This is a genomic window from Liberibacter crescens BT-1, assembly GCF_000325745.1.
GTDB lineage: Bacteria > Pseudomonadota > Alphaproteobacteria > Rhizobiales > Rhizobiaceae > Liberibacter > Liberibacter crescens.
The window spans coordinates 523,574-536,100 of record NC_019907.1; the positions used below are offsets into that span (position 1 = coordinate 523,574).

Genomic DNA, 12,527 nt, shown 5'->3' on the forward strand with positions numbered 1-12,527 from the left:
AGATTTTATTAATCATGGAAAACTTATACAGGATATAGCATTCAATTTTAATAAAGAAAAGCATTTCTATATGTTAATAACACAAAAGGTAATGAAAGAAAAAAATATCTTCAAATTTAATAAATCTTTAGGAGATCAGATCTTGTTCAGAAAGAACATCCCAAATGATAGGATAGAAAAAGGTAGTGTAAAGATGTGTGAAGCATTTTATATTGTTTCAATAGAAGGATATGAATGCCGCAAAATCAAGGGTTTTAGCCAAGGTGCGACCAAAATCAACCCATTGGTTTTGCTGGGGTTTCGTTATGACCTGGTCTTACCTAAATTTCCTTAGAAAGCTTTTTTGCAGCCTGATAAGCAAGGCGTGTCTTGTCTGCTTCTTTTGTATATGTTTCAGCCATAGCTATTTTTGACCACCCGAACATGGCCATAAGTTCCTGTGTGCTGGCTCCTGCATTTGCAGCAATGGTTGCTCCTGCTTTACGTAAGCCGTGTGCTGTACAGTGGGCAGGGAGTTTTGCTTCCCTGCATTTTTTCAGGAACCACATCCCAAAAGATTCTGGGTTAGAAAATGCTTTTCCTTTATTTGATAAGATAAAAACCTCTCCTGTTTTTTCTGTTGCATCTATACACTTTTGTAGTTGTTTAAAAACAGGGATATAAACCCATGCTCCTGTCTTCTGTGTTTTAAAGGACAAGACACCGTCTTTAATATGTTGTGGCCCAACATGAATGACGTCTGATCTTCTGAGACCAAAGAAGAGCATCAGTTCCAGAGCTAATCTCGGCATTGAGCCGATAGGATGATGTGAACGATATTGTTCCACTTCCTCTATTGTCCAAGCATGATGTCCGTCACTTTTAAAAGGAATCCTTGAAACGCCAGTAACAGGGTTTTGGGTAGCCAGCCCATTTGATAATGCCCATACGAACAGGGTGGATACGGCCGAAAGAAAGGACATCACAACTGAAGGCTTTTCTGCTCTTCTGTCTACGGCATCCTGAATATGCTTTTTGGTAATTCTTGCGAAAGGTATTGTTCCTGATTCTGTAATAATTTTGTTATATACGCTGTTGCGAGAATTTTTTGTTGTTGGGCGTAATACTTTATACGCAGAGCTTTTCCTGTATTCCTCTATCAGCCATGCCAATGTTCCCTGTTTTAATACCCCTGCTTTTCTTTTTTCTGTTCTATCTCCGACAAGAGCATTTTTGTAAGCTTCAAGGAACTCTTGCGATCCGTATGAATCAGGAAGCCTGATACGTTTACCATCTTTTTTAAAGTACCAGACTTTTTTACCGTGCCGTGTTGTTTCGTGAGAGAGGTGAGGGTAACGGCGTTTTGGCATAGGCTACAGAATAAAATCCTCCTCTTCCTTCTTTGTTTCGAGCGAAGGTACGATAAACTCAGGGTAGACGCGCAGGGTCATGTTTTCAGAGACAAGCTCGCACATGACATGTTCTTCTTTTGCCACCCTGGCAATACGCTGCAGATCAAGCTGTCTGATAAAGGCAGTTTTTGTCATGATTGTTCTCCATCATGGAAGATGATTTTATTGCGTGCTCCCCATTCATGCATAAGCTCAATCATGTCTCTCATTTCCTCTTTTGTGAGATTTGAGGAAGAACGTCCAAGATTGACGAAGCCATTTCCTTCAAGATTGGGAACAATGCGCATTTCCTTTCGCAGGGCATCAAGGAAGATCAGCTTCCAGTCCTCGGCAGCAAGCCTTGTCCCATGATGCCTTGCCTGTGTGGCGATATCGGTGAGCATTGCCCACATGCGATTGTTCTGCGGCAGACTGCGCAAGGGTTTCCTGAACTCTATCCTTGTTTCGGCAGGAGCTGTTTTGACCCAGTGCATAGCCTTTTGACGATCCATAGTGTTATGCAGAACAATCAGGGCACGGCTCATGCTGCATCTTTTTGATATCTGGTATTGAGGCTTGTAATGACATCGTCTATTTCCTGCAGGAAGGCCTTGATTTCCTTTTCCAGCATGGCAATGATTTCGTCATCCCGTTCAATACGTTTGATGAAGATTTGCAGGTGAGGAGGCATACGCGGATCATAGGAGACAAAGTCACACCATTGCCTTTGACAACAGGCCATTTGCCACATCATCTGATAAATATATCTCTGTTTTAATCCTTCGCCCTGCAGTGTCTCAATATGGGTAGCGGTATTGGGACATTTGATCTCAACCATGCCATCATTGCCTGTCAGCCCATCAGGAGAAGCACCACTGTCAGGAATATCGGGATGAACAACAAAGCCTGTTTCCTGAACATCCTCGTTGACGATGAACTGATAGTTTTCCCGTGCTTCCTGTTCATGATCAATGCCCCATTGCATTTCCTTGTTGATGAAACTTTCCGCTGTTATTCCTGTTAAACGTTCAGAAACAAGTTCGGCTTTATAGTTGGCTCTTGAAGCTCCCCAACCTGATTTTATTTTGGCAATGACATCGGCAATTCTGGATGCGGTGACCTTTCCACAACGCAAGGCATACCATTCCTCTGACCTCTGGATGATCTCAGACATGGGCTGCTTCCTTCTGCTGTTGTTCCATTTGCAAACGAAGGCTTTGGTTCAGTTTGGCAATAACGCTGTTAAAGAAGCGGGAAGGAATATTTTCGATATTATCTACCTTGCATATGCTGCAAATTCTTTCCTCGCTCACACTGGCTTCGGCCATGAGTTTTTTGATTTGCAGCAACTGCTGTGGATTTACAGGAGCGTTGTCATTGGCAATGGCTGAAGCCTGACCATTGTTATATCTTGCATAGGTTCCATCATCATCAGCAGAAGCCGCCAATCCCAATGCTGCCCTGAGGGTGTAGCGTGAAAGATAGGTAACTGTAGAGCCGATAGAATGATTGTAATTTTTTCTGTTGCCCATGGCTTCATCAGGAGGAGCAGAAAGGCTGTTTCTTTCACGATGCCCATCCTTGTGAGAAATGATACAGGTAACCGTGACCAGTTCCTTTGTTGACTCGGTATGAAACCTGTAGCAAAGTCCATGTCTTGCAAGAATTGGATCAATGGTTGCCGCTATGCTTGCAATGTCTTCATATTTATAGTTATGGCCCTGATTATTTTTGAAGATGACAGGGATTTCAGCACGTGCATCAGAAATTGCTTCATAAAATGCCTTGCATGCCTTGTTGTCTTCCCATCGTTTGTTTAATTCCATCAGCCGTTCAATAATCTCGACATTGACCCTGTCCCTTATAGCCATCTGGAGCAATTCCACAGGCGTCAATTCTCTTGTTATTTCGTGTTCTTCTGTTGTCCTGATTGCAGAAGTTCCTGCTGGCATAATTTCCATTGTTTCAGTATTATGTTCGACGATATTGTTCATTCCTGTTCTCCTTATGGTATTATTGTTGATATCGCGCGTAGGTCATCAGGCGGCACGAAAGCATTAACGACGTGCCCCGTTTCTTCATCGATGACAGTAAGACAATATTCCTTTCCGTTATCTCCTACAGGCTCAATGCTGATGAAAGTCCTGCCATTGTTGATCCGTAAACAATTTTTGCTGAGCTCAAGCATCGGCGTTTTCCCTTGTTTCTGGCGGGGAGGCCAGAGAAAGGAACAAAAAGCCTCCCCCGTTACCGCTCCTGGCGGTTTCCTTTAATCTTCTGTTTCTGTGCTTGTTCAGGTAAGGTTTCTTCCCAGGACCTCTGGCCTATCTGGGCTAAAGATAATCTCTTTGGTCAAAATGCTCTTCCCTTGGGTCATATCGATCATCCTCATTTTCTTCTGCTGCCTCTTCCTTCCATGCAGCATGGAAAGCATCGCTTACTTCGCTCTGGGCATAACCAAGATCATCTTCCATCCTGCCTAAATCAGCTTTGGGAGCGTGGATTTTGGCGTAGAGTACGAGGAAGGACGAAAAGCTTTCTATAATCCCCTGAAAAGAAGTGCTATGCTCGTTTGAGTAACAGGAGATGCCTGTACTGATATCCTGATATTCGCTATCGAACCTGCGGAGTTGTGTTATGAATGTATTGACGGGATTTGTAACCTCTGTCATTTCCGTGTCTCTTTCCCTGTTTCGTTTCCCAAGGCAGATCTGGTTGCCCGTCTTCGTGCCTCGGGGTGATCACCTGAACAGAGCAAAAATTAACAGCTAATAACCCGTTCAGGTGATCCTTTGTTGTCTGGAGTACTAATCTAGACAAGGGTTATTATGCAATTTGCATTATTTAAAGTCAATAATAAAAATGCAGTTTGCATTATTTTCCTTTACACCCCCGAGAATATTTCGTAGAGTTGTTGCAGGGGCGCATTTCGTGTCGCTGAAAGAACTGAAGGAGAGAGGGGTAAATATTTTCTAATAAGTAGAGATATGAACTGTTTTACACTTTAAAATTTTATAATCTATCCTTTTGGCAGAGGAAGATCAGGAGGATAGATTTATGGAAGATGACGAGATGCTCAGGATTGAGTTTAAGCATGAAAAGCCTGTTGAGCTTATTGATCTTACAATAAGTCTTACTGCATTGGCAGAAGGCTTTAGAGAGTATGAAGTTTCTCCACACAATGATGCTCGCTTGTATATAAAAACGATAAGCGAAGGAAGTATTGTTATAGACTTGATAAAGGATTTTGTTGATCAATTACCTGTATATACTCCTACAATTGTAGGATTTACCAAATTACTTAAAAAGATAATTGATTATTTTCTGTTTTCAAAGTCTGAAGAAGGCTTTGTTCCGAATATCAAGCAAGCAAAAATGATCTCGAAGCTTGTTGGTCCTGTAGCAAAGGATTTGAATTCTGAACTAAGGATTACGAATATATTGAGTACTGTTAATATCAATGCTCCTGTAAATATTTATATCAATTCAAATAATGCCAATGCCTTGCAAAATATGGCTCGTGAACATCTTAGGAAAGAACCTGAAGTTGACGGTATTTTTACAGACCAGCTTATGACAATAGAGCAAGTTAAGAATAATGCCGCCTCCAAGACTGGTGATAGAGGGATTGTTGAGAAAATATCTCATAAGCCAGTCAAGCTTCAGTTTATCAGCGAGGAAGTAAAGAGAATAATTCTTGAGATACCTAAGAACCCTCTGAAGTGCACGTTTATTGTTAATCTTGAAGCAAGAGTTAATGGCGGGAAGATAGTTATTTATCGTATTTTGGAGGTTCTTGATTTTTTTGAGGAAGAATAGAACAAACCCATGAAGCTACCACAATGGATATCGTCAACAATTAATAAACTACACAAGGAGATAACCAATGACAGATGAAACAACAACCTGAGAATGTAAATATGTAAATGAGTGTCTCCTGCAAGAACAGGAAAAGAACAGGGAAAAATCAACTTTAGGGTGAGAATTTTATGACAGTAACGATTTCATTAAAACCTTTGAAAGATGCAGTAGAACAGCTTAGGGGAGATTTTGAGAAGGCACAGACATTAGAAGATCTGTTTATTGTGGACGAGAAAGCCAGGGCTTTTTTAAGGTTTACATATGATGTATCGGATATTGTCAACAAGGTCGAGACTGATACGAGCTCTCTTTTAACTTCTGTTGCAGCTGGAATAAGACAGGAGGCTGATGCTATTTTGGCGCAGAAAAAACCGTCTTCTGTAGAGCCGTTGGTTTTACTGGAAGAGTAGGGGAAGAGAGAATGACTCATTATCGTAGCGAACTCGCTGATGTAATTATGAAAGACAGGGTAGTAATAATTGAGTGAGGATTAAAGAGGATGGCGGAAAGTAAAACGGCGGCTAAAGAATATATCCATGAATCTTTAAAGCATCTGGAAAAGAAACTGGTACTTGTGGAATGGGAAGATAGCTGCCAACCCATATCAGATTGGGTTCTTTTTTCCGAAAAAATGGGTATAGACGTGGCAGAAGTAAAGTCTGTAGGCTGGTTGTTGAAATATACAGAAAGAACAGTTGTTCTTGTTCCCAATGTGGGCAACAGCAAAAAAGACAACGCTCAAGGGTCTGGGGTCATCCATATACCAATGAGCGCTGTCATCAAAGTATCAGCAATAGCCGATAAAGAGGCTAGTTACTGTGACCTTTAGGCTTGTTGGGGCCTTTAGTCGTATCTTGGCTCAAAGCACTTCCAGCTAGTTGTTTACTTTGTTTTTGTGTAGGTTTAATGCTACCACTTAGTACTTTAGCGGCGAGAGTTGAAATCTTATCGCTAGTTTTTTTGTTTTCTTTTTTACTCATAATATTTTCCTTTATAATTTAAGGATTATGAGAAAACTTTTTCTTGATAAGGATGTAACTTTGAGATACACTATGAATGTAATTTTCGTGTTACATCCTTATTTTATGCCTTAGTTTTCTCTATGACGGCATAAACTTTTTTTAAAAAAAGGTCTGTTACTAGCAGGCCTTTTTAGTTTACAGTTTTTAGTATACTCTGCTTCATATCCTTTCCATATAATGCCTCCTTCATGTTAAACATGAACGCTAAGCCTTTTGCCCAATTCGTCAAGCTTGGCGATAACGATCTTTTCGCCATCGCTCAATTAAGCCTTTTGTTTATTCTCCAGACCAGCTTCAATAAGCATACGAAGTACATGTGCTCTCGATAATCCACCATTGAATTCTTTATGAAAATTATCAACACGGTGTAAAAGGTCTTCGTCTATTCTTATTTCTATTCTTGTGTTTCTCATGGGGGAGAGTATCCTTATTATTTTTCAACTTTAAAGCATATCATTGCTTCAAATACCGGTCAACACAAACCGATAAAATAGTTCAAAACAGTTCATACAGACAAAAAATTATCTTCCTGTGGGGGGGGATAACCGGAACCAATAGGAATATCACAAAAAGTGTTTCTAGGCTAAATTTGGAAGTTTACAGCCAATGGAAGCCTTTTGCCATGAGTCCAGAAAGGCCAAGACCCAACGCGATAAGTGCGCCAAACAGAATACGAAAATCTCTATCCGCTGCTTTTCGTAATTCAGACACCTCAGTATGTATTTTGTCGTTCAGGCGAACTTCCACATTCGCGATATCTTCTTTAAGATCAGCCCGCACATTTGCCAGATCTTCCTTTGTTGCGAGATAGTCAAAGCCTGTTTCCAGTCTTGTTACTCTCGTTTCGAGGGTATTTTTCGGTTGAGATTCTTTCTTTTCGGCTTGTGCGTTCATAGGGAGAGTGTGGAGGAGTTAGGGAGAAGAGTCAAGAGGAAGACCCCTAAAGCTGTCATCTGACGATGACAGCTTTGTGGTTCGTTAATAAGGAGAACGAAACTTTAGAATTTGTAACCGATTCCAGCAAGGACTGTGTGTTGCTGAGCCTTAATATTGTCTTCCTTCCTGAATGGGGTAAAACGGTATTCTGCGCGGGCAAAAATGTTATCAGTAATGGCATAGTCAACGCCAACGCCTACTGTCGGCCCTTTGAATGTTTTCTTAGTGGTCACTGAATCACCATTACTAACGTCCTGCGTGGACTTAGCCTTGCTAAAAGACCACCCAGCCGTAGCATATACGAGGGCCCTATCAAGTGAATATCCTAAGCGGGCTCTTATAGAACCATAAAGTTCTGTATTTACCTTGGCGTTGACGTTTATTGTAGCACTACCATCATCAGGAATTAAATTGTAGCTAATTTTTTTCTTTTTAAAAGCATAACCAAGGTCACCTTCCACACCATAAATAATATTTTCTTGTTGGAAATTAAAACCTGCAAAACCACCAATAGCCGGGCTGGTGATATTTACTTTACTTGGCTCATTAGACGTATATGTTATAGTTCCAAATTCGGCAGTTGTGACTGGGTCTGTATCTTTGTATCTTGTTGCACTAACGCCACCTAGAATACCACCATAAGCACCTTCCCACGAGAAATTACCAGAATTCGAACCCGTGGGCTGTGACGCAGCATGAGGAATATTATCTACATTATTCACGGCGTCAGCGGCATAAGCAAAATTTGCGGTGCTTGCCAACAATGAAAGCATTAAAAATCTTTTCATTTTTCACTCTCCCTTAATTGAATTACTACCAGTATATTATTCAAGTTAAAAATGTGTATGATATTTTTGCAACTTTTAAAATTTTTTAATTAAAAGCTTAAATATGTTGAATGTATATTGTTCTTCTATAGAAATTAACCAAGACGAGAACGGGGATACCCACAGTTGAGAAACGGTTAGTTGATAAAATCTACAACGTTTCATATCTTATATTTGGCTTACTGATTGCAAGAATCGTTGGGTTGTCTGGATTAATGACCAAAGGTTTTCACAAGATTTAATCCTCATAAACCCCCTCACGTTTCCTCCATCGTGCGAGGTTGTTGGGGGAGTACAGTAAGTCATCTCCCGTCTCCAGTTTATGGCTTTTTGCAACAGGGGACTATGGGTATTGCTGTTTTATAGTTTTTTGGTTTTTGTGTTGTACAAGAGAAAAGAAAAGCTGAAATCAGTAAGCATCGAATAGATAAAAATAAAAATCTTGACATAAAATGCGTCCCCAAGAATCACCACTTATGATTTAGATCATCATACAGCGTGATTACCCGAGTCAAATGCTTTCATAGTGCAAAGGTCAAGCTGGTAATAAAGAATCCAAAGCATTCCTATATTCAGGAGGCCAGGCGTTCTCATCAACTACTTTAGTTATTGGTTTTAAGGCTTGTTCATTGCTGACTATACCTATATCCCGAAGAACATTATTAATATTTTCGATTTCTTCCTGGGGGTGGTATAAGCCATAAAAAAGCTGTATCTTGTCATAGGGTTTAATAAACGAGTTAACTTCTATTTCCTGCGATATTTTTAATTCTTTTTCTATTTTCTTTCTTCCTTCTTCATCAAAGAGAGAGAATATTTTGGCAGCTTTCTTTTCTGACAGGTACCACTTGTTGATGTCTTTTGGATGCTTCCATGGTGTGATATCCAGTAAACCAACAAGCGCACAAAAATATGCGGGGGATTTTATTTTCAAATTGCTTATAATAATTGCTTCAGAACCTGGGTTTGAAATCTCAAGTTTTATAAAAGAAAGAAAGCCTAAAGAAGATGAGAAAGGTATTCTTTCTATGTTGAGAAGAGGCTTTACTTCCATTCTCTTTTCCAGATATGCTATTCTTTTGATCAAGGACTCTTCTTTTTCCTTAAACAATTTTTCATTTTCTTCTGCTTTTTTATTTTCTCTAAAAATAATACGTAACAAGCACATTACCAACAATATGTGGAATACAAATAAAATTATACGAAAATAAGAGGATTCTATAAAATACAACATGTCAGAAAAAATGGAACCGATACTCCTTTTATAAAACCTGTTTTTACAAAGATATTATCCAAAATCGTGTCGATAAATTTCCCAATAATCCAATCTAAAAACAACTTTTGTAGAAATTTAATTTTGCTTTTTTCATTTTCTTCTGCTATATTATTCATCATAATAGTTTCCTAACTTTCTATTATTCAAATGCCCTGTTAATTCGAATGTGACAGGGCGTTTTCTTTTTTATGATGTATAATAGGATATATGCTACTTTAAGTCTATGAAAATCATTTCATGTACAATGAAAAGAGCTTGATTATCAGCCAATTTCACCCTCTACGCTTTTTCTTCTCGCGTTTCTCTTCCCTTGACTCTTCTTCTTTGTTCCTCGATAATAGGATTATGTCAAACGCCGCAGAAAAACGTGAATCATACGACCGCACAAATGATCATGAAGTGCGTATCACCCTCCTTGAGAGAGGGCTCGAGAATATTGATAAACGTTTTGATAAACTTGAGGCGAAGATAGATGCGAGTATTTCTACCCTTGGAGCCAAGATAGAAGCCCAGGGCAAGGAAATAGCAGAGGTGAAAGGCAAGATATCGCAGATGCCTACGACATTTCAGTTAATCGGCATCATCATTACAGTTGTGCTTGCTGTTATGACTGCAAGTTTTACCTTGCTGAAGTTTGGTGCGCCTTTTCTGGAGCACTAGATAGCGGTTTCATTCCTGATCTCCACGTTTCTCTTCCACAGCTACTGCTACCTTACTTAAGTTTCGTCCAAATGATAGTTCTATTGACAAAAATATGTCCAAAGGAGTAGAAAGAAGGGAGTATGAGGATTATCCAGAAATGTCAGAGACATCTTTAGATAACAGAGTAACGCATCTCGAAGAAGGTTTTAAAGGCCTGAACAACCGTTTTGACAGGCTTGAAGGTAAAATTGATTCCGAGTTTAAAGAAAATAGAAATAAACTTGAGACCATTACCGAAAAGATAAACGCCCAAGGCATCTCACTTGCAGAGTTAAAAGGCAAAATAGGCGGAGTGCACATAACTATAGTTTCTACTGGTATTATATTAGGTATTATATATACTGTATTTCAGTTAGTGCATCTAATCCCAGTCACCCACTAACCCCCCCAAGAAGACACACCCCATCCTCTTACTGGCAGGAAAGCTTCCCGTGCAGGTAAGGGCACTTCTCATCTTGCGTGGTTGCGAAAATATAAGCTGTAGAAAGGAACAGGAGAGGGGGATATAAGTAAACTATGCAATATCTATTATGTCATTTCTTCTGCTTTTTTGCGTGCGTTATCAACATCACCTTCCGAAAGAAGACTTCCAACTCTATGCATATATTTTTCCATTTTTAATAAAAGATCGTAACCCGTCTCTTTCCATTCCTTATATGGCTGAGGAATTCCTATATCGGCGAGCCTTTCACAAACAAAATAATAATAGTCCAGCATACTTGGAATGCATTCTTCAAGATCTTTTTTACTCATAGAAGGATATTGAGAATCTTCAAGCATCTTTTGACCCAGATTTTTAGCTTTTAATTTAAAGTTTTTTGCCTCGGAAAGCTTTATATAAAGTTCATCGCGTTCTTTTTCTATTTTGATAAAATCTTCATTTTTTTTAAATATAAATCCTTTATTTATTCGCTGCCGAAATATAACAGCACAGGCAAGAATAAGAAGAATAAAAAGAATGATTATCAAAACTTTACCCTCGAATGGTGTTGCTTTAAATGCATATAATATTTTGTTATAATAATCTAATATTTTGTTATAAAAATAAAGTAAAATTCCTATTGCTATAGCTGAAATTACTCCAGTGATGGTTCTTATGTAGGTTTCTTGCTTAATTTTTTTAAAAGCTTTATCCTCCCCCTCGCTCATTATTCCTCCTTGTTTAACTTCCTCTAGTGTTTGTGATGCTTCGTGGGGTTGGGGTGTGGTAGTTCACCTCTTGCCTCCCGCGTGCTTTTTCCCTATCCGATGAATGCATGCTGTGGGTTTGTCTTCGAGGGGTTGGGGTGAAGAAAGATTTAAATTAGAAATGTGAAGTGGAAGAGTAGTAAGAGAGGATAATCGTTTCTCTCCTTACCTATTACGCGCAATCACCCGCAAATTTAGCAAAACAGCGGAAAGCATGAGCAGTATAAGAATGAGCAAAACATTCGTCAGTCCGAGATAAGCAACAGAAAAACCAAGTCCAAAGACAACAATGCAAGGTAAAATAAAGTATTTAACCAGTTTCTTTAGTATATAACTAATAAAGCTCTCCATCTCTTCGATAGCCTCCATAACTTTTGTTATTTTTAAGATATAGTTCATGTTTGACACGATCTTCTTTTGTGTATGTAGTGTTAGGAGATTCGTCTTCTAGTTTATTATGATCGAGAATACTCTCTCTCTCTTCCGGTTTAGAAAATAGAGCTCTTCTAATATCTACTATGTATTTATCAATATACCTCTCAAGTTTTGCATGTTTAAAGCATATCATACTTACATCTTTTTCGATATTATCTACCTTTTCAGAAACTTTTAATATAAAAGAATAAATTATAAATAGACAGTAGAAGATAAAAACTATTGTGAAAGGTATATAGTTATAGTACCCTAAGAAACACATCCCAAATATCGTAATCCATTGCCATGGTAGTGCTAATTCTTTAATTCTATTTTTCTTTCTTATTTTCTTAAGATTTTCTAGATTTTTTATATGTAATTCTTCACATTTTTTCAGGATCCTTAATTCTATTTCTGGGGGATATTTTGAGGCTAAGACTAATACTTCATCGTTTGTTAAAAATTCTGGATCATCATATTCCCTATTTTTTGTTAAGGATAAAAAATTGTTACTAAATATGTTATAGTGATAAGAGTCTGAAATATACTCTGGATTTCTAAATCCAACAAAAGTGTTTCCTTTTACATACAATTTGTTGAATACAGAAAAGATATCGGACATTAATTCTTTTCTTGTTTTACCTGTAATATTTAATAATTCTTGTATAGGTATAACGGATACTTCCAGATATGACAAAATTTCCTGAAAGCGTGTATCAAAAAGATCTTGTCCCGCTAATTCTGAGAAACCTCTTAGCTCTCCTCTTTTCTTCAAAACTTTTTCGTATTGTAATAGTTCTTCTTCTTCCATATTTTTTCAATCCTCAATTGCGTAGAAAGATATAACAAAAGAATAGCGATAATACATTTTATCTTCTTATAGCTTTAGAAGACTGGCATCATAAGAAGCTTAATTTTCTCAAGGGATTCT

At 38.4% G+C, this 12,527-nt stretch carries 19 protein-coding genes; 6 read left to right on the plus strand and 13 right to left on the minus strand.

Features of this window, described 5'->3' with window-relative positions:
* Positions 1-91 precede the first annotated feature (91 nt).
* Complete coding sequence (locus B488_RS02260; RefSeq protein WP_157058168.1) at positions 92-334, plus strand: hypothetical protein; 243 nt, start codon at positions 92-94, stop codon at positions 332-334.
* On the opposite strand, the gene B488_RS02265 is transcribed toward B488_RS02260, so the two are convergent.
* The 6 genes from B488_RS02265 to B488_RS02290 form a co-directional block, all read right to left on the minus strand.
* Entirely contained in the window at positions 321-1,349 is a 1,029-nt protein-coding gene (locus B488_RS02265) for a tyrosine-type recombinase/integrase (RefSeq protein WP_015272885.1), read from the minus strand. The genes B488_RS02260 and B488_RS02265 overlap by 14 nt on opposite strands.
* A 3-nt stretch (positions 1,350-1,352) precedes the next feature.
* Positions 1,353-1,526 carry a hypothetical protein gene (locus B488_RS07140; RefSeq protein ID WP_015272886.1) on the minus strand — a complete coding sequence of 58 codons (174 nt, stop codon included), beginning with the start codon at positions 1,524-1,526 and terminating at the stop codon, positions 1,353-1,355.
* Positions 1,523-1,915: a recombination protein NinB gene (locus B488_RS02270; protein WP_041770601.1), complete on the minus strand. Its 393-nt coding sequence runs from the start codon at positions 1,913-1,915 to the stop codon at positions 1,523-1,525. Before B488_RS02270 ends, B488_RS07140 begins: the two co-directional genes overlap by 4 nt.
* Positions 1,912-2,544, minus strand: coding sequence for a lambda exonuclease family protein (locus B488_RS02275; protein WP_015272888.1), 633 nt, complete (start codon positions 2,542-2,544; stop codon positions 1,912-1,914). Before B488_RS02275 ends, B488_RS02270 begins: the two co-directional genes overlap by 4 nt.
* Positions 2,537-3,364 carry an ERF family protein gene (locus tag B488_RS02280; protein ID WP_015272889.1) on the minus strand — a complete coding sequence of 276 codons (828 nt, stop codon included), beginning with the start codon at positions 3,362-3,364 and terminating at the stop codon, positions 2,537-2,539. The genes B488_RS02275 and B488_RS02280 overlap by 8 nt, the downstream gene beginning before the upstream one ends.
* 339 nt (positions 3,365-3,703) lie before the next feature.
* A complete protein-coding gene (locus tag B488_RS02290) occupies positions 3,704-4,042 on the minus strand; it encodes a hypothetical protein (RefSeq protein WP_041770605.1) in 339 nt (112 codons plus the stop codon).
* 385 nt (positions 4,043-4,427) lie between these two features.
* On the opposite strand from B488_RS02290, the gene B488_RS02295 reads away from it, so the two are divergent.
* The 3 genes from B488_RS02295 to B488_RS02305 all read left to right on the plus strand — a co-directional run bounded on the left by B488_RS02295 (position 4,428) and on the right by B488_RS02305 (position 6,060).
* Positions 4,428-5,189 carry a hypothetical protein gene (locus B488_RS02295; protein WP_015272891.1) on the plus strand — a complete coding sequence of 254 codons (762 nt, stop codon included), beginning with the start codon at positions 4,428-4,430 and terminating at the stop codon, positions 5,187-5,189.
* A 170-nt stretch (positions 5,190-5,359) separates the two neighbouring features.
* The gene (locus tag B488_RS02300; protein WP_015272892.1) at positions 5,360-5,641 is read left to right on the plus strand and encodes a hypothetical protein; all 282 of its coding nucleotides are present in this window, start codon (positions 5,360-5,362) and stop codon (positions 5,639-5,641) included.
* Between the two features lie 89 nt (positions 5,642-5,730).
* On the plus strand, positions 5,731-6,060 hold the full coding sequence (locus B488_RS02305; protein WP_015272893.1) for a hypothetical protein: 330 nt from the start codon (positions 5,731-5,733) through the stop codon (positions 6,058-6,060).
* Here B488_RS02305 and B488_RS07145 read toward each other — a convergent pair.
* The 5 genes from B488_RS07145 to B488_RS02320 form a co-directional block, all read right to left on the minus strand.
* On the minus strand, positions 6,041-6,211 hold the full coding sequence (locus B488_RS07145) for a hypothetical protein (RefSeq protein ID WP_172792739.1): 171 nt from the start codon (positions 6,209-6,211) through the stop codon (positions 6,041-6,043). The genes B488_RS02305 and B488_RS07145 overlap by 20 nt on opposite strands.
* A 305-nt stretch (positions 6,212-6,516) precedes the next feature.
* On the minus strand, positions 6,517-6,666 hold the full coding sequence (locus B488_RS07150; RefSeq protein ID WP_015272894.1) for a hypothetical protein: 150 nt from the start codon (positions 6,664-6,666) through the stop codon (positions 6,517-6,519).
* A gap of 184 nt (positions 6,667-6,850) precedes the next feature.
* Positions 6,851-7,147: a hypothetical protein gene (locus tag B488_RS06790; RefSeq protein ID WP_051012103.1), complete on the minus strand. Its 297-nt coding sequence runs from the start codon at positions 7,145-7,147 to the stop codon at positions 6,851-6,853.
* Positions 7,148-7,251: 104 nt separating this feature from the next.
* The gene (locus B488_RS06795; RefSeq protein WP_244422703.1) at positions 7,252-7,950 is read right to left on the minus strand and encodes an outer membrane protein; all 699 of its coding nucleotides are present in this window, start codon (positions 7,948-7,950) and stop codon (positions 7,252-7,254) included.
* A gap of 601 nt (positions 7,951-8,551) precedes the next feature.
* The gene (locus B488_RS02320; protein ID WP_157058169.1) at positions 8,552-9,070 is read right to left on the minus strand and encodes a hypothetical protein; all 519 of its coding nucleotides are present in this window, start codon (positions 9,068-9,070) and stop codon (positions 8,552-8,554) included.
* 621 nt (positions 9,071-9,691) lie between these two features.
* Here B488_RS02320 and B488_RS02325 point away from each other — a divergent pair.
* Together B488_RS02325 and B488_RS02330 are read left to right on the plus strand one after the other, a co-directional pair.
* Positions 9,692-9,952, plus strand: coding sequence for a hypothetical protein (locus B488_RS02325; protein ID WP_144049187.1), 261 nt, complete (start codon positions 9,692-9,694; stop codon positions 9,950-9,952).
* Between the two features lie 139 nt (positions 9,953-10,091).
* Entirely contained in the window at positions 10,092-10,376 is a 285-nt protein-coding gene (locus B488_RS02330; RefSeq protein WP_041770611.1) for a hypothetical protein, read from the plus strand.
* Positions 10,377-10,522: 146 nt separating this feature from the next.
* Here B488_RS02330 and B488_RS02335 read toward each other — a convergent pair whose 3' ends face one another.
* The gene (locus tag B488_RS02335) at positions 10,523-11,143 is read right to left on the minus strand and encodes a hypothetical protein (RefSeq protein WP_015272901.1); all 621 of its coding nucleotides are present in this window, start codon (positions 11,141-11,143) and stop codon (positions 10,523-10,525) included.
* 373 nt (positions 11,144-11,516) lie between these two features.
* Positions 11,517-12,407, minus strand: coding sequence for a hypothetical protein (locus B488_RS02340; protein WP_015272902.1), 891 nt, complete (start codon positions 12,405-12,407; stop codon positions 11,517-11,519).
* Between the last annotated feature and the right edge of the window lie 120 nt (positions 12,408-12,527).